The organism is Pseudomonas sp. 02C 26 (genome assembly GCF_002843585.1).
GTDB lineage: Bacteria > Pseudomonadota > Gammaproteobacteria > Pseudomonadales > Pseudomonadaceae > Aquipseudomonas > Aquipseudomonas shirazensis.
Genome location: NZ_CP025262.1, coordinates 2,058,782 through 2,080,197 on the forward strand (window position 1 = coordinate 2,058,782; position 21,416 = coordinate 2,080,197).

17 protein-coding genes are annotated in these 21,416 nt (G+C 61.7%); 6 read left to right on the forward strand and 11 right to left on the reverse strand.

What is annotated here, in order from left to right; genetic code table 11:
- Window positions 1-96: 96 nt before the first annotated feature.
- Complete coding sequence (locus CXQ80_RS09300; RefSeq protein ID WP_101318686.1) at window positions 97-1,158, reverse strand: SDR family oxidoreductase; 1,062 nt, start codon at window positions 1,156-1,158, stop codon at window positions 97-99.
- A gap of 71 nt (window positions 1,159-1,229) precedes the next feature.
- Window positions 1,230-2,405: an MFS transporter gene (locus tag CXQ80_RS09305; RefSeq protein WP_256585767.1), complete on the reverse strand. Its 1,176-nt coding sequence runs from the start codon at window positions 2,403-2,405 to the stop codon at window positions 1,230-1,232.
- A 151-nt stretch (window positions 2,406-2,556) separates the two neighbouring features.
- Here CXQ80_RS09305 and CXQ80_RS09310 point away from each other — a divergent pair, with 151 nt between their 5' ends.
- Complete coding sequence (locus CXQ80_RS09310; protein WP_101318688.1) at window positions 2,557-3,450, forward strand: LysR family transcriptional regulator; 894 nt, start codon at window positions 2,557-2,559, stop codon at window positions 3,448-3,450.
- Window position 3,451: 1 nt separating this feature from the next.
- Here the strand turns inward: CXQ80_RS09310 and CXQ80_RS09315 are convergent, their stop codons facing one another.
- Entirely contained in the window at window positions 3,452-4,405 is a 954-nt protein-coding gene (locus CXQ80_RS09315; protein ID WP_101318689.1) for a LysR family transcriptional regulator, read from the reverse strand.
- A 143-nt stretch (window positions 4,406-4,548) separates the two neighbouring features.
- Here CXQ80_RS09315 and CXQ80_RS09320 point away from each other — a divergent pair, with 143 nt between their 5' ends.
- The 3 genes from CXQ80_RS09320 (at window position 4,549) to CXQ80_RS09330 (ending at window position 7,135) form a co-directional block, all read left to right on the forward strand.
- Window positions 4,549-5,376, forward strand: coding sequence for an amidohydrolase (locus CXQ80_RS09320; RefSeq protein ID WP_101318691.1), 828 nt, complete (start codon window positions 4,549-4,551; stop codon window positions 5,374-5,376).
- 44 nt (window positions 5,377-5,420) lie between these two features.
- A complete protein-coding gene (locus CXQ80_RS09325) occupies window positions 5,421-6,161 on the forward strand; it encodes an SDR family NAD(P)-dependent oxidoreductase (RefSeq protein ID WP_101318693.1) in 741 nt (246 codons plus the stop codon).
- Window positions 6,162-6,310: 149 nt separating this feature from the next.
- On the forward strand, window positions 6,311-7,135 hold the full coding sequence (locus CXQ80_RS09330) for an ABC transporter substrate-binding protein (protein ID WP_101318695.1): 825 nt from the start codon (window positions 6,311-6,313) through the stop codon (window positions 7,133-7,135).
- A gap of 5 nt (window positions 7,136-7,140) precedes the next feature.
- Here the strand turns inward: CXQ80_RS09330 and CXQ80_RS09335 are convergent, their stop codons facing one another.
- Together CXQ80_RS09335 and CXQ80_RS09340 are read right to left on the reverse strand one after the other, a co-directional pair.
- The gene (locus CXQ80_RS09335) at window positions 7,141-7,344 is read right to left on the reverse strand and encodes a hypothetical protein (protein WP_101318697.1); all 204 of its coding nucleotides are present in this window, start codon (window positions 7,342-7,344) and stop codon (window positions 7,141-7,143) included.
- A gap of 136 nt (window positions 7,345-7,480) precedes the next feature.
- Window positions 7,481-9,910 carry a TonB-dependent siderophore receptor gene (locus CXQ80_RS09340; RefSeq protein ID WP_101318699.1) on the reverse strand — a complete coding sequence of 810 codons (2,430 nt, stop codon included), beginning with the start codon at window positions 9,908-9,910 and terminating at the stop codon, window positions 7,481-7,483.
- A gap of 204 nt (window positions 9,911-10,114) precedes the next feature.
- On the opposite strand from CXQ80_RS09340, the gene CXQ80_RS09345 reads away from it, so the two are divergent.
- Complete coding sequence (locus CXQ80_RS09345) at window positions 10,115-10,579, forward strand: hemerythrin domain-containing protein (RefSeq protein ID WP_101318702.1); 465 nt, start codon at window positions 10,115-10,117, stop codon at window positions 10,577-10,579.
- Window positions 10,580-10,636: 57 nt separating this feature from the next.
- Here CXQ80_RS09345 and CXQ80_RS09350 read toward each other — a convergent pair whose 3' ends face one another.
- From CXQ80_RS09350 to CXQ80_RS09365, 4 genes are all read right to left on the reverse strand, one after another.
- Complete coding sequence (locus CXQ80_RS09350; RefSeq protein WP_101318704.1) at window positions 10,637-12,820, reverse strand: TonB-dependent siderophore receptor; 2,184 nt, start codon at window positions 12,818-12,820, stop codon at window positions 10,637-10,639.
- 166 nt (window positions 12,821-12,986) lie between these two features.
- Window positions 12,987-13,829, reverse strand: a complete 843-nt coding sequence (locus tag CXQ80_RS09355; protein ID WP_101318706.1) for a TIGR03915 family putative DNA repair protein — start codon at window positions 13,827-13,829, stop codon at window positions 12,987-12,989.
- Window positions 13,820-15,040: a putative DNA modification/repair radical SAM protein gene (locus CXQ80_RS09360; protein WP_101318708.1), complete on the reverse strand. Its 1,221-nt coding sequence runs from the start codon at window positions 15,038-15,040 to the stop codon at window positions 13,820-13,822. Before CXQ80_RS09360 ends, CXQ80_RS09355 begins: the two co-directional genes overlap by 10 nt.
- Window positions 15,041-15,177: 137 nt before the next feature.
- Window positions 15,178-16,962, reverse strand: coding sequence for a thiamine pyrophosphate-requiring protein (locus CXQ80_RS09365; RefSeq protein WP_101318710.1), 1,785 nt, complete (start codon window positions 16,960-16,962; stop codon window positions 15,178-15,180).
- A 235-nt stretch (window positions 16,963-17,197) separates the two neighbouring features.
- Here CXQ80_RS09365 and mqo point away from each other — a divergent pair, with 235 nt between their 5' ends.
- Entirely contained in the window at window positions 17,198-18,850 is a 1,653-nt protein-coding gene (gene mqo, locus CXQ80_RS09370) for a malate dehydrogenase (quinone) (protein WP_101318712.1), read from the forward strand.
- A gap of 57 nt (window positions 18,851-18,907) precedes the next feature.
- Here mqo and CXQ80_RS09375 read toward each other — a convergent pair whose 3' ends face one another.
- The gene (locus CXQ80_RS09375; RefSeq protein WP_101318714.1) at window positions 18,908-20,152 is read right to left on the reverse strand and encodes a saccharopine dehydrogenase family protein; all 1,245 of its coding nucleotides are present in this window, start codon (window positions 20,150-20,152) and stop codon (window positions 18,908-18,910) included.
- Between the two features lie 31 nt (window positions 20,153-20,183).
- Window positions 20,184-21,281 carry a carboxynorspermidine decarboxylase gene (locus CXQ80_RS09380; protein WP_101318716.1) on the reverse strand — a complete coding sequence of 366 codons (1,098 nt, stop codon included), beginning with the start codon at window positions 21,279-21,281 and terminating at the stop codon, window positions 20,184-20,186.
- Window positions 21,282-21,416 lie beyond the last annotated feature (135 nt).

Here is a 21,416-nt window from a genome sequence, read left to right on the forward strand (position 1 = left end):
TTTCTACCTGCGAGTGGACGCCGGCATGATATCGCGATTTCGGCTCGCGCGTGTGCGCCGGCTGGCCGGCGCACACGCGCGATTGAAGCGTAAACCTCAGGGAATCAAACGTGCCTCTCGCAATTGATCAAACACCTCGAAAAACGCCCGATCACTTGCTTGATAGGCACTGAAGCCCAGCAGCCGACTCTTGGTCATGTCGGTCACGACTTCGATCGGCCGGCCGAGGTCGGCATCGGTGTGCCAAGGCGAGACCAGGCGGCTGATGTCGGCTTCCTTGAGGCCATGCTCGGCGACGATCTGGCTCCACAGCGCCTGGTCATCGGCCATCTGCGCCTCCAGCGGCGTCGGCGACTCGGGGAAGGGCGCGGGTGTGAGGCCGAAGTAATTGGCGATCCGGCCCCACATCCACTGCCAGCGGAACACATCGCCATTGGTGATGTTGAACGCCTGATTGGCGGCTTCAGGGGTAGTCGCCGCCCATAGTTGCTGCTGCGCGAGCTGGCGGGCGTCAGTCATGTCGGTCAGGCTCTGCCACTGCACGCGCGAGCCGGGGAACACGAACGGGCGGCCGCTTTGCTTGCAGATGCTGGCGTATACGGCGAGGGTGGTTGCCATGTTCATCGCATTGCCGACGGCCACGCCGGTGACGGTGTGTGGGCGGTGGACGCTCCAGGTGAAACCATCGCGCTCGGCAGCGGCAAACAGTTCGTCTTCCTGGGCGTAGTAGAAGTTCTCGACATCCAGCCGGCCTTGTTCCTCACGAAACGGCGTCTGCGGCAGGCTGCCCTTGCCATAGGCCTCGAAGGGGCCAAGGTAGTGTTTCAAGCCGGTGACCAGAGCGACGTGTTTGACGCTGCCTGCCGGGCGCAGCGCTGCGAGCACATTGCGCACCATGGCGCCATTGACGCGGATGTTTTCCGCTTCGCTGGCCTGGCGCGACCAGGTGGTGATGAATACGTGGGTAGGCTTGAGGTCGGCCAGCGCCGCCTGCAGCGAGGCAGGGTCTTGCAGGTCTGCGGCCACCGGGATGATCCCCGGCGCCGCCGTTGGCGTACGCGAGAGCGCTGCCACCTGCCAGTGATTGTCGAGCAAAAGCTGGGTGATGGCGCTGCCGACGATGCCGCTGGCGCCGACTACCAATGCTGTCTGGGTCATGATGTTCTCCTCAAGTAATGGTTTTCTGAGCAGGCCAGCACGCCAGAGGTTCAAGCCGATCTGTGTTCGATTCAGCCGCTGGCCCGAGCGGCGCGCAGGGTCAGCAGCGCTGACAGGACCAGCAGTGCGGCGCTGGCAAAGAATGTCAGCCGATAGCCACTGCTGTCGAAGAGTACCCCGCCTGCGGTCGAGCCAAGTGCGATGGACAACTGGATTACCGCCACCATCAGCCCGCCGCCGGCTTCTGCATCATTGGGCAGCGACTCGGCCAGCCAAGCCCACCAGCCCACCGGTGCAGCAGTGGCAAACAGGCCCCACAGGGCGAGCAGGGCGAACACGGCGGGTACCGAAGTGCCGAAAATGACCAGGCCTACGCCGATGACGGCCATCAACAACTGGATGACGATCAATGGCCGGTACAGGTTGCGCTTGAGGAAGGCGCCGATCAGCACTGTGCCGATAAAGCCCGAGACGCCCAGGCCAAGCAGGATCATCGACAAGGTGGTCACATTTACCCGGCTGACGCTTTCCAGAAAGGGCCGCACGTAGGTGAACAGCATGAATTGGCCTATGAAGAACACGCCGACAGCGAGCATGCCCAGTATCACGATGGGCCTTTTCAATAGCGCCAGGACGCTGCCCGACGGGCCAGCTCGCTCATGCGTCGGCATCGACGGCAGGCTGAACCATTGCCAGACCAGCGCGAGCAATGCCACCGGCACCAGGCAATAGAATGCGCCGCGCCAGCCGATGACACCACCAAGATAGCTGCCTAATGGCGCGGCAATGACAGTGGCCAGCGCATTGCCGCTATTGAAGATGACCAGCGCCCTGGGCACGCTGGCCTTGGGCACCAGGCGCATGGCAACCGCCGCAGACATCGACCAGAAGCCACCGATGACCACGCCGATCAGGGCACGGCCGAGCATATAGACGCTGTAATTGCTGGCCGAGCCGACAATCAGCCCAGATACGCACATCAGTGCGGTCAATAACAGCAGCAGGGTCTTGCGGTCGAGCGAGCCGGCCAGCCTGGCGATGGTCAGGCTGGTCAGCACGGCGAATGCGCCGGAGATGGCAATGCCGTAGCCGGCCAGCCCTTCGCTGACGCTCAGGTCGCGAGCGATTGGCGTAAGCAGGCTTACCGGCATGAACTCGGAGGCAATCAGCGCGAACACGCACAGGGTCATGGCAAAGATGCCGCTCCAGTAAGCGGGCGCACTGCCCTGGCCCTCGTTGCGGTGCATACCCGGCGAGGCCTCGATGGTTGGGCTGGACATAATGGATTCCGTTTTTGAAGGACAATGCAGCTGACGTGTCGTGGTTTAAATCTTGACTGATAGAGCGTCTGCTGATTAGTAGAGGGAATCTGAATGTGGTTGTGAGAAAATCTCAGCAATGAAGCACGCCAAGATCAACGACCTGCAAGCGTTCATCGCTGTCGCCCAGGAACAGAGTTTTACCAAGGCAGCGGCCCAGCTGGGCGTCACGCCGTCGGCGTTGAGCCATGCGATACGTGCGTTGGAGCAGCGCCTGGGCGTACGGTTGCTGGCCAGGACTACCCGCAATGTCGCGCCCACCGAGGCCGGGCAGCGCTTGCTGCAGTCGCTGGCGCCGCTGTTCGAGCAGATTGCCGAGCAGGTCGAGGCGCTCGGCGAGCTGCGCGACAAGCCTGCCGGGACCCTGCGCATCACCTGCACCGATGACGCCATCGATCTCTACATCCGGCCCAAGCTGAAGGCCTTTCTGCAGACCTACCCGGATATCACCCTGGAGCTGATGGTGGACTACGGCTTCACCAACGTGGTCGAGCAGCGTTTCGACGCCGGGATCAGAATGGGCGAGTCGATCAGCAAGGACATGATCGCCGTGCGCATCAGCCCGGACTGGCGCCTTGCGGTGGTTGCTTCACCCGAGTATTTCGCCGCTCACGGCATACCGCAGACGCCACACCGGCTGACTGAGCACCGCTGCCTGAATATCCGCCACCGCCCTGCTGGATCGATCTATGCGTGGGAATTCGAGAAGGATGGCCAGGCCTTTACCGTGAAGGGCGAGGGCCAGTTGGTGGTCAACAGCATCATGCACGTGCTCAACAGCGCGGTTGACGGTATCGGCCTTGGCTACGTGCCGTACGCCCTGGCGGCGCCACTGATCGCTGAGGGGCGCTTGCAGGAAGTGCTGGCGGACTGGTGCCCGTACTTTCAGGGCTTTCACCTTTATTACCCGAATCGGCGCCAGCCCTCGCCAGCATTTACCGCCTTTGTCGAGGCGATGCGCTATCGCCCGTAGCTCAGGTGAGCGCCGGTTCGACTGGTTCGATCGCCCGGCCCAGCTGCATTGCCTGCGCCTGCAAGATACGCATCAACTGCAGCGTGGCCTGGGCTGGTGGTTCGAAGCGCGAGTAGACAAAGCTGATATCGAAGCTGATCTCATCACTTAGCGGCACAGTTTTGAGGCCGCTGTCCTGGGCGACGAACTCATCGATGATGGTCATGCCCATGCCTTGCTTGACCAGTGCCACGGCCTCCACTGCATTGGTGAACGACAACAGCGAATCAAGCTGCACGCCGCAGCGGCTGAAGGCCTCGCCGAGCAATTGACCGAATGCCATGTCCGGGCGGAACAGCAGCAGGGGATAGCCCTGCAGTTGTCGCAATGACAGGGATGGGTGATGCGCCAACGGGTGGTCGAACGGCATCAGCGCAACCATACGCCCGCGCATGTAGGGCACCGAGTGCAGGTGGTCGTGCGGCAGCGGCAGGGCGGCGATGGCCAGGTCGACCTTTTTTGACAGGATCTGATTGGCCATCTCGACCATGAGCGTGGTCTGCCATTCGATATTCAGCGCCGGCACCTCGCGCTTGAGCTGGGCCAGCGCTGCCGGGATGACCACGGTCGACAGCGAGGCACTGCAGCACAGGCGCAAGGTGCGCTGGGCACCGCTGGCCAGTGCCAGCGCACAGTCGTTGACTACCAACGCCGCTTGGTACACCCGCTCGACTTCACGATAGAGGACCTGCGCCTCGCCGGTCGGTACCAGGCGATTGTTGATCCGTTCGAACAAGCGGTAGCCCAGGCGCCCTTCGATGTAGCCCATGAGCTTGCTCACCGCTGGTTGCGAGACATAGAGCAGCTTGGCCGCGGCGCTGATCGAGCCGGTCAGCATCACCGCGCGGAATACTTCCATGTGCCGCAGCTTGAACAGCATGTGATCTGCGCTCGGTCGGTCTGAGGGCATAATCATTACCTTTGGTTATGGTCTTGCTCATCCAGGTATGAGCGCTGGTGGCGACTGCGCAGTATCGTTAGCTCCTGCCTGGCGCCATGTCGGTGGCGACAATACCAAGATTTGCCGGCCCGCGCTGCGGCGTCTGGAGAGAGAAACGCATGAGTATTTTCGACGAGCCAAAGATCGACTGCCATAACCATTTGTTTGATCCAGTAGCTTACCCCTATCACCCCGATGCGCCGTATGCGCCCTCCGGCCAGGAAGTGGCCACGCTGACGCAGTGGGAGGAGGTCATGGCTGCCTACGGCGTATGCAATGCCTTACTGGTCGGCCCCAACAGTGGCTACCACACCGACAACCGTTGTCTGCTGGCGGCATTGGCAGCTGGTCAGGGCCGTTTCAAGGGCATTGCGGTGGTCGACAACGCTATCAGCCTCGACGCCTTGGCTGCGCTGCAGGCCCAGGGCGTAGTTGGGGTTGCCTTCAACCCGGCGCTGTACGGCCTGCAAACCATGGATGGTGCCGAAGCACGTCTGGCCAAGCTGGCCGAGTTGGGCATGTTTGCCCAGATTCAGGTGTGTGATGACCAGTTGCTGGAGCTGCACGGGCTGCTCGAACGTAGCCCGGTGCGCCTGCTGATTGATCACTGTGGCCGGCCGAACGCGGCGGCCGGGGTAGGGCAACCGGGCTTTCAGGCGTTGCTCAAGCTGGCGCGTTCCGGGCGCGCCAGCGTCAAGCTGTCGGGTATGCAGAAGTTTGCCGCAGCCGATGCCTTGCACGCCCAGAGCCATGCCTATGTGCAGGCCTTGATCGAGGCATTCGGCCCAAACGCCTGCGTGTGGGGCTCGGACTGGCCGTTCATTCGTCAGCACTCGCGGATCGACTACGGCCCGCTGCTCAAGCTTGCCGAGCGGCTGATGCCAGACCCGCAACTGCGCCGCGAGATCATGTGGGACACCCCACGCCGGCTGTTCGGCTTTGCCTGAGCCGCGGCCATCACCGCCTGTAATCTCAACCAAGGAGCAACACCGTGAGCCTGCACCTCGAAGGACAAACCGCGATTGTGACCGGTGGCATGCGCGGCATCGGCCTGGCCATTGCCCGCCGGCTGCATGCCGAAGGCGCCCGTATCGTCATCTGGGATCTGGCGGTGGATAGCTGGGACAGCACTGCCGCTGGCTTCGAGCCAACAATGTGCCAGGCCGTCGATGTCGCCTCGCTGGCCTCGGTCGAGGCGGCCTTTGCCGAACTGATCGAGAACCTGGGCCGGGTCGATATTCTGGTCAACAACGCCGGCATCAACGGGCCGGTGCTGCCGTCCTGGGAGTATCCGGTAGAAGCCTGGGACAAGGTCATCGCGATTGACTTGAACGGCGTGTTTTATTGCTGCCGCACGGTCATCCCGCATATGCGCGAACGCGGCTACGGCCGCATCGTCAATATCGCCTCGATGGCCGGCAAGGACGGCGTGCAGTACATTTCCGGCTATTCGGCGGCCAAGGCTGGTGTGATCGCCTTCACCAAGGCTGCAGCCAAGGAGCTGGCGCAGGACGGGGTGCTGCTCAACTGTGTGGCACCTGCCATGGTCGAGACGCCACTGATGGCCGAGATGACCCAAGAGCACATCGACGCGAGCAAGGCCAAGATCCCCATGGGGCGGTTCCTCAAGGCCGAAGAAATCGCCAACATGGTCACCTGGATCGCCGGCCCAGAGTGCAGCTTCACCACCGGCTTCGTGTTCGACCTCAGTGGCGGCCGAGCCACCTATTGACGGGATTGTTGCCAACGATTGACCTGCGGCATGCAAACCCGCCACGCGCGCATTGGCGCCCGGGCAATTCTGGGCCAGACTGACGGGGCGTCGTCAGTCTGCCGGGATTGCTTGGGCAGACGCACCGTCATCCTTGCCGAGGGTCGCCAATGCTCGAACGCTGTCGCTGGCGATGTTGCCTGTTGTCGCTGATTCTGCTGCTGCCGATGGCTGCGATGGCAGCGGACGACTGTCGGCACCTGACCGCTACCGGTAATCCGGAATATCCACCGTACCTGTGGCGCGACCCGGACAACCCGGCACTGCTGATCGGCGCCAATGTCGACTTGCTCCAGCATGTGGCCAGGCAACTGGGCATCGACATCGCCGTGGTCTACAGCGGGCCGTGGTCGCGGGCGCAAGAGCAGGTACGCAACGGCCGTATCGACCTGCTTGCCGGTCTGTTCATCACGCAAACGCGCGAACAGACCATGGACTTCATCAAGCCGGCCTTTCTGACCACCGCCAGTATGGTCTGGGTCCGTCGTGATGACGGCTTTGCCTACCTCAAATGGGACGACCTGAAAGGACGCAGTGGCGGCACCCTGGTCAACAACAGCCACGGCCAGGCGTTCGATGACTTCGCCAGCGCCAATCTCAACCTGGAAGCCGTGCCCAGCGCCCACCAGGCGTTCGAGAAGCTGCTGCACAAACGCAACGACTACGTCCTGTTCGAACGCTATCCCGGCATGGCACTGGCGCGCACGCTGGGTGTGGAGCACAAGCTGCAGATGCTTGAGCCGCCGGTATCTGCCGAGGGTTTGTACCTGGCCGTGTCGCACAATGCGCCATGCAACGTGGCCGAGCTGCGCCAGCGGCTGGCGGCGAGCATGCAAGAGGTGGCCGCCGGGCCGTTGCCCGCGCAGTGGGTCATGCAGAACCTGCAGCGTTGGCGCAGTCAGAACGAGCCCGGAACGTTGCCTGGCAAGCCCTGAACGTTTCAGCCAGGCGCACTCACGTTAAGCCGCGAGCACTCCGCTTCAGCCTCAGCTCGCTGATTGAAGGTCAGTTGCAATCGCAGCTTTTCGACGTTGTCGTACAGGTTGAAGCCGCTGCAGACAGCCCCCGTGTAGAACCCAATACCGCGCTGAGGGCACGGTTTTTCTTTTGGCACAGCTGGAATCACCACAAAACGCGGCTGCATGTTGAGCGCCTCCCCAGGCAGATGCTTTAACTATTAGTCTGCATCATGCAAGGGTGCAAGCAGGCTCATGCTTGGACGACCGACGGCAGCCTGCTGCAAGGGCGCCCGTTGCGGGCGCCGCGTGCTCATGTCGCGCTCAGAAGTCCCAGCGGGTGGTCAGCATGTAGTTGCGCGGCTCGCCATAGGCGCCCGCTTTGTAGAAGCCAAGGTTGGTGTAGTAAGTCTTGTCGAACAGGTTGTTGGCGTTGACGGTCGCCGACAGCTGCTTGGTGAACTGGTAGCGGGCCATGGCATCGACCAGCCAGTAGGCCTTTTGCGAAAACTCCTCGTAGCGCGCCTGCGGCGTGTTGTAGATGTCCTGCCAGGCCACGCTCTGCCAGCGCGCGCCGCCGCCGATAGTCAGCTTGTCGAGTGCACCGGTCAGCTTGTAGCTGGTGTACAGGGTGACCTGGTCTTCAGGTTCGAAGGTGGAGATCTTCAGGTTGTTGTCATCACGCACGATCTTGTGGGTGTAGCCGGCCTGGACCTGCCAACCCGGCGCAAGCTCGCCGGACGCTTCGATCTCGTAGCCTTTGGTGACTGCCTGAGTGCCCTTGAAAGCATAGTTGTCTGGCGTGGGCACGCGATCGTTGTATTCGTCATCGGAAATCGAGCGGTTGTCCTCATGCACCTCGAAGTAAGCGGCGCTGGCGTTCAGGCGGCCATCGAGAAACTCGGCTTTCAGACCAATCTCGTAGTTCTGGCCTTCGTCCGGCTCGAGCATCTTGTTGTCGCGATCACGATTGAAGGCTTCCTGCGGCATGAAGATATCGGTGTAGCTGGCGTACACCGAGTAGGTGTCGTTGAGGTCGTAGATGGCGCCGACGTAGGGCACGAAGCGGCCGCTTTCCTTGTAGGTCGGGTCGAGGCCACTGATGGTGTAGTTGACCACCCGACCGCCGAGCAGCACTTTCAGGTCGTCAGTGATGTTGAGCCGGGTGGTGAAGTAGGCGCCGGTCTGGCGCACGGTATCGTCGGTACGCTGCGAAGGCCTGCCCCAGTCCGGTTCGGCAATGTTGCCGTGCCAGTTGTTGAAGTCGACTACGTTGGGCTCGCGCAGGGTGTAGTTCCAGTAGCCTTTGCCATCCCAGTTGGAGTGGGCGATGGAGCCGCCGACCACCAGTTCGTGTTCACGCCCAAACAGGCTGAACGGGCCGGAGGCATACAGGTCGGCCGAGTCGCTGACAGTCTCGCCGGTGAACTTGCCGGGGACGATCGCCGAGGTGCCGTCGGCATTCGGTGTGGTGCCCTGAATGGTGCCCATCACCGCGTGGTAACCATTGATCTTGTGATCGACCTGTAGTTTGCTCACCCAGCCGTTGTCGAAGTTGTGCTCGAGCATGGCGAACACGGTGCGGGTGTACTGCTCCCAACTGCTCCAGTCAGCCGCATTGTTGAACGAGCGCGAGATGTTGTTGTGCTGGCCTTGGGCGTTGAGCAGGGGGAAACTGCCTGACCACGACGAGGCCTTGGGCAGGCTGTCCTGATAGTCGCCGCCGACGGTGAGCAGGGTGTCTGGCGACAGGTCGAACTCAAGGATGCCGTAGTACACCGGGGTCTTGCGCGAGTAGCGGTCCATGAACGAGTGCTTGTCCTGATAGGCCGCTACCGCTCGCCCACGCACGTTGCCGCTGTCGTTGAGCGGGCCGCTGACGTCCAGCTCGCTGCGGTAGTTGTCCCACGAGCCTGCGCCCAGCGTCGCGTGGCCCTGGAAGTCGGCCGTAGGCTTTTTGCGTACCAGGTTGATGGTCGCACCCAGCGAGCCGGCGCCGGTGAGCAAACCAGTCGCGCCCTTGAGCACCTCGACGCGGTCGTAGATGGCCATGTCACTGAGGGTGTTGCCGGCTGAATAGCCGACGTTGCGCGCGGTCGAGGGGATGCCGTCGTACTGGAAGTTGTTGATCGAAAAGCCGCGCGCGTAGTAGTTGCTGCGCTCGCTGTCGAAGGCTGAAACGGTAATGCCCGGGGTGTGACGCATGACGTCGTCGACGCTGTTGAGGCCGAAGTCATCCATGTGCTGACGGGTGACCACGGTGATCGACTGTGGCGTCTGGCGCGGGGTCAGTACCAGCCGGGTGGCGGTGGCGATCGAGCCTGGGGTGTACGAGCCGGTGCCCTCGCTGACGGTACCCAACTGATTGGAAATCACTTCGGTGGCGCCCAGCTCCAGGGCCGCGCCGTCCTGTGCGATCGGTTGCAGCGAGTAACGACCGTCGCCCTCGCGCACCGCTTGCAGGCCGGAATTGAGCAACAGTCGTTGCAGGCCTTGATCGGCAGCAAAGCTGCCATCCAGGCCAGCCGTAGCCTGACCCCGCGTCAGCGCTGGGTCGAACGACAGCACCACGCCGCTTTCAGCAGCGAAACGGGTCAGCGCAGTGCCGAGGTCGCCGGCCTGGATGTGGTAATCGCGCTCGCTACTGTCGGCAGCCTTGGCGGGCATGGCCAGGCTCAGCCCAAGCAGGGTGGAGAGGAGCAGGGCGCTGCGAAGGCTGGCGCTGAGGCGGCCAACCGGGAAAGGGGCGGTCATGGCGTGAAATCTCGTTGTGGGTGGCAGGCGGGCTTATCTGCCCTTCGCTGAGTAAGTCGAATGGGAATGAGAAAACCTATCATCCATGCCGAAAAAATATTCAGCACCGCCTGCCGCTGGGGAAACGCATTGAACCTGGAAGATTGCCGGCCACTCAATCCTACGCAACGCCGTGATTCCAACCAGGTACTGATGAGGTGCTGAATGAACGCTATCGAACTGCTGGAACAAGACCACAAGACGGTGAAAAAGCTGCTCGAAGAGCTGTCCAACACCACTGAACGGGCGTTGAAAAAGCGCACCGAGCTGCTGGCGCGGATCGAGCTGGAGCTGCAGGCCCATACCACCATCGAAGAAGAGATCTTCTACCCTGCGCTGACCCAGGCCGGCGACAAGGACGACGTCAAGATGTACCACGAGGCCAAGGAGGAGCACCGCACGGTGGATGCGCTGGTATTGCCTGACTTGCTCAAGACGCCACCCGATACCCTGGAGTTTTCCGGGCGGATGAAGGTGCTCAAGGAACTGCTCGAGCATCACATCGAAGAGGAGGAGTCGGATATGTTCCCGCGCGCCAAGGAGCTGCTCGACAAGGCAACCCTTGAGCAACTGGGCGACGCCATGCAGGCGCAGAAAAAACTGATCAAAGACGAACACCGCGTCGCCTGATGCAGCAGGGGCCACGCGCCAGCTTGAATCTGGCGTGTGGCCCTTGCACGTCTTCGCTTAGAAGCTGTACTTGGCGGTCAGCATCATGTTGCGCGGCGCGCCATAGACATCGCCGCCGTATTGCCAGGATTGCGAGATCGCCGAGTAGTACTTGCGATCAAAGATGTTGTTGGCATTGAGCTGCAGGTCGAGGTTGCGGTTGACCTGATAGCCGGCCATCACGTCGGTGACTGCATAGGCACCTTGTTCAAGACGGTAGTTGCCACCGTCGACCAATGCGATGTCGTTGTACATCCGGCTCTGCCAGTTGACGCTGCCGCCGACGCGCAGTTTTTCCAGAGGGCCCTGGAAACGGTAGGTCGTGCTGATCTTGAACTGATGCTCAGGGGTGTCCGTGTCGAACTGCTTGTTGACCAGCGCCGGCTGCGCGGCATTCTTGGTGGTATGGGTGCGAGCATAGGTGTAACCGCCGCCGATCTGCCAGTTGTCGGTGAGTGCGCCTTGCAGCTCCATGTCGATACCTTGGCTGCGAATCTCGCCAGAGGCTTCGTAGCAGGTAAGCTGAGTCGACGAACAGACAGTACGGTCGAGCACTTCCACCGCACGGTTTTCCTGGTCGACGCGGAATACCGCCAGACTGGCGTTCAGGGCACCGTTGAAGTACTCGCCCTTGATGCCTACCTCGTAGTTCTTGCCTTCAATCGGACGCACCGGCGAATTGCTTGAGCCGCGCTCGGTCTGTGGCTGGAAGATATCGCTGTAGCTGACATACACCGAGTGATTGTCATTGAGCTCGTAGATTAGGCCGGCATAGCGGGTCACGTTGCGGGTGACCTTGTAATCGCCCTGGCCATCCTTGTCATCGTAGTCATACCAGTCCAGCCGGCCGCCGAGGATCAGCTTGAGCGGGTCGGCAAGGCTCAGGCGGGTGGTCAGGTACACGCCGTCCTGGGTAGTGACAGCACGGTCATCGGCTGTATGCAGGAAATTCGGTTTACCCGCATCGATTGGCCAGACCATAGAGTACGGGTCGTAATTGTGGTTGGTCATGTCGTAGATGCGGCGGCTGGTGCCGACCACCAGTTCATGGCTGCGCCCCAGCGCCTGGAACGGGCCGCTGGCGAACACATCCACGCCTGCCTGGTTTTCATCGTGCTTGGACTGGTAAACCGTTCGACCCAGCGTAGTGCCGGTCCAACGCGACTGGTACGAGCCCGAGAACAGCGCATTCTGCTCGGCATAATTGGCATTGACCTGCAGCTTCCAGTCATTGGCCAGGCGCTGGCGCAGTTCGGCAAACACCGTGTTGATTTCCTGGTCCTTGTTCTCCCAGTCGGTGCTCGGGTTGTACGAGCGCGGCAGGTCGAGGTGGTGGCCATCGAGGCCAACCATCGAAGAACCCCAGAAGTAGTTGGTCTTGTCCTTCTGGTGCGACAGGCCTACGGTCAGTGTGGTGTCTTCGCTGAGGTCCGCTTCGGTCACCGCGTAGAACAGGCCGTGGCTTTCTTCGGCATCGTCGACAAAGCTGTTGGCGTCGCGGTAGGAGGTGACCACTCGGCCGCGCAGAGTGCCGCTGTCGTTCAGCGGGCTGGAGGCATCGACCTCGCCGCGGTAGTCGTCCCAGCTGCCGGCAGCGCCGGTCAGGGTGACTTTCTGTTCGGCCAAGGGCCGCTTGCGTACCATGTTGATCGCCGCCGACGGATTGCCCGCGCCGGTCACCAAACCTGTAGCGCCGCGTACTACTTCAACCCGGTCGAACATCGCCAGGTTTGGCTGCACCCCTGCCGTCCAGCCCGAGTAACCGCTGGGGATACCGTCGTACATGATGTTGTCGATGTCGAAGCCACGCGCGGTATAGGTCTGTCGGCCAGGGCCACTGGAGAAGTTGAGGAACAGCCCCGGCGTGGCCTTGACCACGTCATTGATGCTGGTCATCGCCTGGTCGTCCATGCGCTGGCGGGTAATCACGGTGACTGCCTGTGGCGTCTCGCGCATGGTCAGCGGCAGTTTGGTCGCCGTGGCCATGGCGCCTGTGGTGTAGGAGCGGGAGCCCTCGGTGGTGCTGCCCAGCCGGTCCGAGCTGACTTCGGTTGCGCCTAATTCCATGACAGTCGATTGCGCCCTATCCTTGGGCTTGACGGCTTCTTCGGCTACGGCATGGGCCATGCTGGCCATGCAGATGGCGGAAGCCAAGAGGGTACGCGACGGGCTGAAACGACGTTGCGGGATAAGGCGCGACATGAGTTACGGTTCCTGACGGTCTTTTTAGTAAATGTCTATGCTTATGAGAAACATTACCAATTAGTTTGTCAGGATTTTCCGCGCAGCAACAGCCAAGGGCTGCAAAAAATCCAATGAATTTTTCACATTTGGCTGATTAGTAGATGCAGTGGGTGCTGCGACCGCTTCAGTCTTTGCCTTTGCCGATACGTTTGCCGGCCTGCTGAGCAACTTCCAGCGCCTGGCCATCGCGCTGCTTGCCCTGTCGGGCCTGGCCCATCAGTTGCGGGATCAGCATGCCTTCGGGCAAGTGCCGCCAGAACCTGCCCGGCATGTGCATGCGCATTGCATCGGGGTTGAGCCGGGCCGGATTGAAGATGTGCCGGTAGTAGGTGCGCCACAGATCCGCACCGGGGTCGTCGGCGTGCTGCGCCCATTGCCGCCAGGGCTCGGGGCAGTGGCGCCGGTAGTCAAGTGAATGGCCGTCGAAGCGAATGCCGTCGCGGTCGGTGGCGATCAACCAGCGCTGGCGGCCGAGGCGCTCGGCAAAGTGGCCGCTGGCGCTTTCAAGAATGTCGTGGGCCGGCTGATGATAGGCGACCAGGTCCAGTTGCAGTTGCGCAGCCAGTGCTGCCGGCAGCGGCACGAAGCGCACAAACGCGTGCAAGTGATGGGCTTCGCGGCTGACCTGCTTGATCCGCCGGTGCAGCTCGCTGCCGAGGCGGTCGCCGGGGAGCATGGCGGTACGATCGCCATGGGCGACCCGCCAGAGCACTTCATACAACAGGTTCCAGCGCTGCTCGCCGCAATAGCGCGAAGCCTGTTCCAGCTGAGCCAGCAACGCCGCTGGCACCTTTGCCCGAAACGGCCCCGGGCTCTCTGGCAGGGGCGCCGGCACTGCCAGCAAATCGTCCATCGGCCCTTGCGCCCAGGTGACGTCGGCGGGATCGATGCCATGCCCGAGCAGCGCGCGCGCCTGCTCGCGCCAGAGGCTGAATTGCTGGTCGCAGTCGAGCGCGATCATCCCCACAGGCCCATCTGCACTGGCGCTTGCGGTTCGCGCAGGCGCGCTCGCAGCAGGCCGCTGCGCAAATCGGCCTGCGCCGGGCGATAGTCGCTGGTGACAATGAAAGGCCGCGCCTTGTCGAGTACGCAGCGCAGCTGGATCAGGTCGTCATAACGTATGCGCCGCTCCCGGCGTAGCGCTACCAAGCGTTCGACGCTGCGCAGGCCAATGCCGGGAATCCGCGCGAGCAAGGCGGGCTCGGCGCGGTTGAGGTCCAGCGGGAACACCTCGCGATTGGACAGCGCCCAAGCTAGCTTGGGGTCGATATCCAGGTCCAGGTTGCCAGCCTGGCTGAGCAGCTCGCCAGCCTTGTAGCCGTAACCGCGCATGAGGAAGTCAGCCTGGTACAGACGGTGCTCGCGCAGCAATGGCGGGGCGGCTAGAGGCACGCTGCCAGGGCTGTCGGGGATCGGGCTGAAGGCCGAGTAATACACGCGCTTGAGGCCAAACCCCTGATACAACGATTCGGAATTGCCAAGCAGGGTCCGGTCATCGGTGTCATCAGCGCCAACAATGACCTGAGTACTTTGCCCTGCGGGGGCAAAACGCGGCGCCCGCGGCTCGCCAGCTACGGCCTGTTGACCGCGCTGGATAGTGCCCATGGCCTGGCGGATGGTGTGGCCCTGTTTTTCCGGGGCCAGGCGCTTGAGGCTTTCATCGGTGGGCAGTTCGACATTCACGCTCAGCCGATCCGCCAGGCGACCGGCTTGCTCGATCAGCAGCGGGTCAGCGTCAGGGATGGTCTTGAGGTGGATGTAGCCGCGAAACTCGTGCTCTTCACGCAGCAGCCGGGCAACTTCGATCAACTGCTCCATGGTGTAGTCGGCCGAGCGAATGATGCCGGAACTGAGAAACAGCCCGCTGATGCAGTTGCGCCGGTAGAAATCCAGGGTCAGCCGCACCACCTCTTCAGGGGTGAAGCGCGCCCGCGGCACGTTGCTGGTACGGCGGTTGACGCAGTATTGGCAGTCGTACAGGCAGAAGTTGGTCAGCAGCACCTTGAGCAGCGAGACGCAGCGGCCATCCGGCGTGTAGCTGTGACAGATGCCCATGCCATTGGTCGCACCAAGCCCGTCGCGGCCGCGCGAGCTGCGCTTGGGCGCGCCGCTGCTGGCGCACGAGGCGTCGTACTTGGCGGCGTCGGCAAGGATGCCGAGCTTGGCGATGAGCTCCATTAGTCGATCTCGATGTACTGAATATTCATACAGTATTTGTAGATCGGTCTGGTTGCAAGTGTTGGCCGTCGGCAATTGCCAAATGGCCCTGAAACCATTGCGGCAAATGCGCCGCAGCGGCTTCAGGGCCATAGCCATCAATCGCGTTTAGGCAGTACGCCGCTGAGCAATTGCTTGGCAGTCTGCTTGATGATCCCGGCCTGATTGGGATCGCCCTGGAGCAATGCCGAGGCAAATTTCTTCGCCTGCTCAAGGGTCATATGAGGTGGCAGCGGTGGCACATCCGGGTCGGTGCGGAAATCGATCACCACCGGCACTTCACTGGCCAGCGCTTCTTCCCAGGCGGGCGCGACGTCTTCTTCGCGGCCTACATAAATGCCCTTCAAGCCGATCGAAATGGCGAACAGGTGATAGGGCACATCAGGGATGTCCTGGCTGGCGGCGAACTTCGGGTCGCCCTCCATCACCCGTTGCTCCCAGGTCACCTGGTTGAGGTCCTGGTTGTTGAACACCGCGCAGATCCAGCGGCCATTGCCCCACTGCTGCCAATACTTGGCCACGGTGATCAGCTCGGCCATGTTGCTCATCTGCATCGCGCCGTCACCTACCAGCGCGACAACACTGCGCTCCGGATGGGCGAACTTGGCGGCAATCGCATAGGGCACCGCTGCGCCCATGGACGCCAGCCCGCCGGAGAGCGAGCACTGCATGCCCCTACGGATCTGCAGGTCGCGGGCAAACCAGTTGGCGCACGAGCCGGAATCGCTGGTGATGATGGCGTTGTCGGGGAGGCGTGGCGACAATTCGTGCACCACTCGCTGCGGGTTGATCGGGTCGGCAGAGGTCAGCGCTCGCTTGGCCAGCTTCTTGTCCCAATCCTTGCGCCAGCCTTCGACCTTGTGCTGCCAACTGCGCTGGGTTTTTTCTTCCAGCAGTGGCAGCAGGGCTGCGAGGGTGTCGGCGGCATCACCGACCAGATTCACTTCCATCGGGTAGCGCAGGCTGAGCATGTCTGGGGCAAGGTCGATCTGCACGCCCCGAGCCTGGCCCTCCTTGGGCAGGAACTCGGCGTAGGGGAAGCCCGAGCCGATCATCAGCAAAGTGTCGCATTCCTCCATCAGCTTGAAGCTTGGTTCGGTGCCGAGCAGGCCGATGCAGCCAGTGACCCAGGGCAGGTCGTCAGGCAGGACCGCTTTACCGAGCAGGGCTTTGGCAACACCTGCACCGAGTTTTTCGGCAACTGCCTGCACCTGCTCACCCGCCTGCAAGGCGCCGGCACCGACCAGAATCGCAACTTTCTTGCCAGCATTCAGCGCATCGGCTGCGCGCTGCAGATCGGCATCGTACGGAACTACTTTGGGCTTGCTGAAGCCGATACCCGAATGCAGCGTGCCATGGGCCCGGGCTGGTTCTTCATACGCCAGCTCCTGCAAGTCGTTGGGCAGGATCAATGCAGTGACCTTGCGCTCGCCGATGGCGGTGCGCACGGCGCGGTCGACCAGGTGGCGCACCTGCGACGGCGCGGCGGCTTGCTGAACAAAGGCGCCGGCGACGTCCTTGAACATCGACACCAGGTCCAACTCCTGCTGGTAGTGCCCGCCCAACGCCGTGCGCGCCTGTTGGCCGACAATGGCCAGGACCGGCATATGATCCATGCGTGCGTCATACAGACCGGTCAGCAGGTGCGAGGCGCCGGGCCCGGAGGTGGCGATGCACACTCCCAGCTCGCCGGTGAACTTGGCATGTGCGCTGGCCATGAACGCGGCCATTTCTTCGTGGCGGCACTGCACGAATTCGATCGAGCCGGCCCGACGCAGGGCGCCGAACACGCCGTTGATGCCGTCGCCGGGGTAGCCAAAGATGCGCGTGACACCCCACTGGCGCAAACGCTCGACGAGAAAGTCACTTACGGTGATGGCCATCGGTTTCTCCTTCATTGATGCGTGGATGAAGGTTGGGACTGGCTCTGTCCCGGCGCGTTCAGATTAAACCGGCCAGAGGCGACCCCGGACACTCGGTTGAACTGATCCCGCCTGGCTCGCCTCGAAACCAGACACCCCTGAGTGGAGGTAGCACCCAACCTGGGCTAACACTGATAAGGCTGGGTCATTCATTCACCTACAGACAGAGGCGCGTCTGGCCTCGCTGGAGAACCACATGACGATCACGAACACCTCGAAACTGCTGCTCGCAGGTTTCACCCTCAGTTGTGGGCTGGCCAACGCCCAGGCTGCCGAAACCAAGCGGGTGGACGTCTTGCTGGTTGGCGGCGGGATCATGAGTTCGACCCTGGCGATCTGGCTCAACGAACTGGAGCCGAGCTGGTCGATGGAGATGGTCGAGCGCCTGGACAAGGTCGCCGAAGAAAGCTCCAACGGCTGGAACAACGCCGGCACTGGGCACTCTGCGCTGGCCGAACTCAATTACACCCCCGAGAAAGACGGCAAGATCGACATCACCAAGGCGGTGGAGATCAACGAGTCGTTCCAGATCACTCGCCAGTTCCTCGCCTGGCAGGTCAAGAACGGCGTGTTGAAAAACCCACGCTCGTTCATCAATTCAACGCCGCACATGAGTTTCGTCTGGGGCGATGACAACATTCGCTTCCTGAAAAAACGCTACGACGCGCTCCAGGCCAGCCCGCTATTCAGAGGGATGCAGTATTCCGAAGACCCTGCCCAGATCAAACAATGGGTGCCGTTGATGATGGAAGGGCGCGACCCCAATCAGAAGCTTGCGGCGACCTGGACGCCGCTCGGCACCGACGTCAACTTTGGTGAAATTACCCGCCAGTACGTAGGATATTTGCAATCACGCGAAAACTTCAGCCTCAAGCTCTCCAGCGAAGTGCAGGACATCAGCCGCAACGACGATGGCTCCTGGCACGTCGAGTACAAGAACCTCAAGGATGGCAGCAAGTCGGCCACCGATGCCAAGTTCCTGTTCATCGGTGCTGGCGGCGCAGCGCTGCCGCTGCTGCAGAAGTCCGGCATCGAAGAGGCCAAGGATTACGCAGGCTTCCCCGTGGGTGGCTCGTTCCTGGTGACCGACAATCCAGCTATCGCCGAGCGCCACATGGCCAAGGCCTACGGCATCGCGGCAACCGGTGCGCCGCCCATGTCGGTGCCGCATCTTGATACCCGTGTGCTGGATGGCAAGCGGATGATCCTGTTCGGCCCGTTCGCGACCTTCTCGACCAAGTTCCTCAAGCAGGGCTCGCTGTTCGATCTTATGGCCAGCATGAGCCTGCACAACACCTGGCCGATGGTGCGTGTTGGCGTGCGTGAATTCGACCTGGTGCAGTACCTGGTTGGCCAGGTACTGCAGTCCGATGACGACCGCTTCGAAGCGTTACAGACTTACTTCCCCGAGGCGAAGAAAGAAGACTGGCGCCTGTGGCAGGCCGGTCAGCGCGTGCAGATCATCAAGAAAGACGAAAACCAGGGCGGGGTGCTCAAGCTCGGCACTGAAGTGGTCGCGTCCAAGGATGGCAGTATCGCCGGGCTGCTCGGTGCATCGCCGGGCGCTTCGACTGCGCCGCCGATCATGCTCGATCTGCTCAACAAGGTGTTCAAGGACAAACTCGCGAGCGCGCCGTGGCAGGACAAGATCAAGCAGATCATCCCATCGTACGGCACGCATCTGAACGACAGTCCCGAGCGGGTCGAGGAGGAGTGGGCATACACCAGCGAGATTCTCCAGCTAACCACGCCACCGGCCATCGACAAGCGCCAGGACCCGGCCAACCCGGATGATATCGACCCGGTCAGCCAGGACCATCAGACCACTGACCCTGACCTCAAGCCCTGATCAGCACAACCCGCAATGCAGAAGGGGCGCCATCATGGCGCCCCTTCGTGTTACTGCTTAGGCTTCAGCGTCCCAGGGACGATCGCCGTGTTCATCCTTGATACGGGTCGGCAGGCCCATCACGTCCAGCGCCTTGAGGAACGGCTCGGCTGGCAGCTCCTCGACGTTGGCCATGCGCTTGACGTCCCATTCGCCGCGAGCAACCAGCAACGCCGCCGCCACTGGCGGCACGCCTGCGGTGTAGGAGATGCCCTGGCTGTCGGTCTCGGCGTAGGCTTCTTCGTGATCAGCCACGTTGTAGATGAACACTTCGCGCGGCTGGCCGTTCTTGCTGCCCTTGACCAGGTCACCGATGCAGGTCTTGCCGGTGTAGCCAGGCGCCAGCGAGGACGGGTCAGGCAGCACTGCCTTGACCACTTTCAACGGCACCACTTCAAGGCCTTCAGCGGTCTTGACCGGTTGCTCGGAGAGCAGGCCAAGGTTTTTCAGCACGGTGAAGACGTTGATGTAGTGCTCGCCGAAGCTCATCCAGAAGCGCACGTTGGGCACGCCGAGGTTTTTCGACAGCGAGTGCACTTCGTCGTGACCGGTCAGGTACAGGTTCTGCGAACCGACCACCGGCAGGTCGTCGGTGCGCTTGACCTCGAACATGGTATTGCTGGTCCACTGGCTGTTCTGCCAGCTCCACACTTGCCCGGTGAACTCGCGGAAGTTGATTTCCGGGTCGAAGTTGGTGGCGAAGTACTTGCCATGCGAGCCAGCGTTGACGTCGAGAATGTCGATCGAGTCAATCTGGTCGAAGTATTGCTGCTGTGCCAGTGCGGCATAGCTGTTGACCACACCCGGGTCGAAACCGACGCCGAGAATGGCTGTGATGTTCTTGTCCTGGCATTCTTCGAGGTGTTTCCACTCGTAGTTGCCGTACCACGGCGGGGTCTCGCAGATCTTGCCCGGCTCTTCGTGGATGGCGGTGTCCAGATAGGCAACGCCGGTATCGATGCAGGCACGCAGCACCGACATGTTGAGGAATGCAGAGCCGACGTTGATCACGATCTGCGATTCGGTCTCGCGGATCAGTGCCTTGGTCGCCTCGATATCGAGTGCATTGAGCGAGAAGGCCTGGATATCGGCGGGAACCTTGAGGCTGCCCTTGGCCTTGACGCTGTCGATGATGGCCTGGCATTTGGAGATGTTCCGCGACGCAATGGCAATACGACCGAGTTCGTCGTTATGCTGCGCGCACTTGTGGGCCACCACCTTGGCGACACCTCCTGCACCAATGATAAGAACGTTCTTCTTCAATTTATCCCTTGCTCCTTACTGAAGGCCTGACTTACGACAGGCTGGAAACGTAGTCTTCAAAACCGAACTCGCGGACCACTTCGACGCTGCCGTCGAGTTGCTTGACCACAATGGACGGCATTTTCAAACCGTTGAACCAGTTTTTCTTGACCATGGTGTAACCGGCCGCGTCGATGAACGACAGGCGATCACCAATGGCCAGCGGACGATCGAATTGGTACTCGCCGAAAATGTCACCGGCCAGGCACGACTTGCCGCACACCATGTAGCTGTGCGCGCCATCGTTGGGGGCCATCTTGGCGTCGAGGCGGTAGATCAGCAGGTCGAGCATGTGCGCTTCGATCGAGCTGTCGACCACGGCCAGGTTCTTGCCGTTGTACAGGGTGTCGAGCACGGTCACTTCCAGCGAGGCGCTCTGGGTGATGGCGGCTTCGCCCGGCTCCAGGTACACCTGCACGCCGTACTTCTCGGAGAAGCCCTTGAGGCGCGCGCAGAACTCGTCCAGCGCATAGTCGGCACCGGTGAAGTGGATACCGCCACCGAGGCTGACCCACTCGACCTTGTGCAGCAGATGGCCAAAGCGCTCTTCGATGTGCGCAAGCATCTTGTCGAACAGGCTGAAGTCGCCGTTCTCGCAGTTGTTGTGGAACATGAACCCAGAGATCTGGCCGATGACCTGCTCGATCTTCTCCGGGTCCCACTCGCCGAGGCGGCTGAATGGGCGCGCCGGGTCGGCCAGCAGGTAATCGGAGCTGCTCACCTGCGGGTTGACGCGCAGGCCGCGGACCTTGCCTTCGGACTGTTCGGCAAAGCGCTGCAGCTGGCCGATCGAGTTGAAGATGATCTTGTCGCAGTTGGCGAGCATGTCTTCGATTTCGTCATCGGCCCAGGCCACGCTGTAGGCGTGGGTTTCGCCGACGAACTTCTCTCGGCCCAGTTTGAGCTCGTAGAGCGAGGACGAAGTGGTGCCGTCCATGTATTGCTGCATCAGGTCGAATACCGACCAGGTGGCGAAGCACTTGAGTGCCAGCAGCGCCTTGGCGCCGGAGTGTTCGCGCACGTAGGCAATCTTCTCGAGGTTGCCCAGCAGCTTCTGTTTGTCGATGAGGTAGTACGGCGTCTTGATCATTTAAGGCCCCCGGCCAGGCCGGCCAAAAAAAGGACACGCATTGTGCCTTCACTGGCCGCATATCGAAAGGGTCGTAGACGCATTTCGTCAGAGTTGTGTGTCGCCCTGCGCCTGTTGTCGCCATTGGGCGAACGG

Excerpts from the sequence above, each read along its gene's own strand:
- CXQ80_RS09315 (WP_101318689.1), bottom strand. The coding sequence starts at position 4,405 with ATGATTATGCCCTCAGACCGACCGAGCGCAGATCACATGCTGTTCAAG.
- CXQ80_RS09340 (WP_101318699.1), bottom strand. The coding sequence starts at position 9,910 with ATGACCGCCCCTTTCCCGGTTGGCCGCCTCAGCGCCAGCCTTCGCAGC.
- CXQ80_RS09305 (WP_256585767.1), bottom strand. The coding sequence starts at position 2,405 with ATGCACCGCAACGAGGGCCAGGGCAGTGCGCCCGCTTACTGGAGCGGC.
- mqo (WP_101318712.1), top strand. The coding sequence starts at position 17,198 with ATGACGATCACGAACACCTCGAAACTGCTGCTCGCAGGTTTCACCCTC.
- CXQ80_RS09365 (WP_101318710.1), bottom strand. The coding sequence starts at position 16,962 with ATGGCCATCACCGTAAGTGACTTTCTCGTCGAGCGTTTGCGCCAGTGG.
- CXQ80_RS09300 (WP_101318686.1), bottom strand. The coding sequence starts at position 1,158 with ATGACCCAGACAGCATTGGTAGTCGGCGCCAGCGGCATCGTCGGCAGC.
- CXQ80_RS09350 (WP_101318704.1), bottom strand. The coding sequence starts at position 12,820 with ATGTCGCGCCTTATCCCGCAACGTCGTTTCAGCCCGTCGCGTACCCTC.
- CXQ80_RS09310 (WP_101318688.1), top strand. The coding sequence starts at position 2,557 with ATGAAGCACGCCAAGATCAACGACCTGCAAGCGTTCATCGCTGTCGCC.
- CXQ80_RS09345 (WP_101318702.1), top strand. The coding sequence starts at position 10,115 with ATGAACGCTATCGAACTGCTGGAACAAGACCACAAGACGGTGAAAAAG.
- CXQ80_RS09320 (WP_101318691.1), top strand. The coding sequence starts at position 4,549 with ATGAGTATTTTCGACGAGCCAAAGATCGACTGCCATAACCATTTGTTT.
- CXQ80_RS09330 (WP_101318695.1), top strand. The coding sequence starts at position 6,311 with ATGCTCGAACGCTGTCGCTGGCGATGTTGCCTGTTGTCGCTGATTCTG.
- CXQ80_RS09335 (WP_101318697.1), bottom strand. The coding sequence starts at position 7,344 with ATGCAGCCGCGTTTTGTGGTGATTCCAGCTGTGCCAAAAGAAAAACCG.
- CXQ80_RS09360 (WP_101318708.1), bottom strand. The coding sequence starts at position 15,040 with ATGGAGCTCATCGCCAAGCTCGGCATCCTTGCCGACGCCGCCAAGTAC.
- CXQ80_RS09380 (WP_101318716.1), bottom strand. The coding sequence starts at position 21,281 with ATGATCAAGACGCCGTACTACCTCATCGACAAACAGAAGCTGCTGGGC.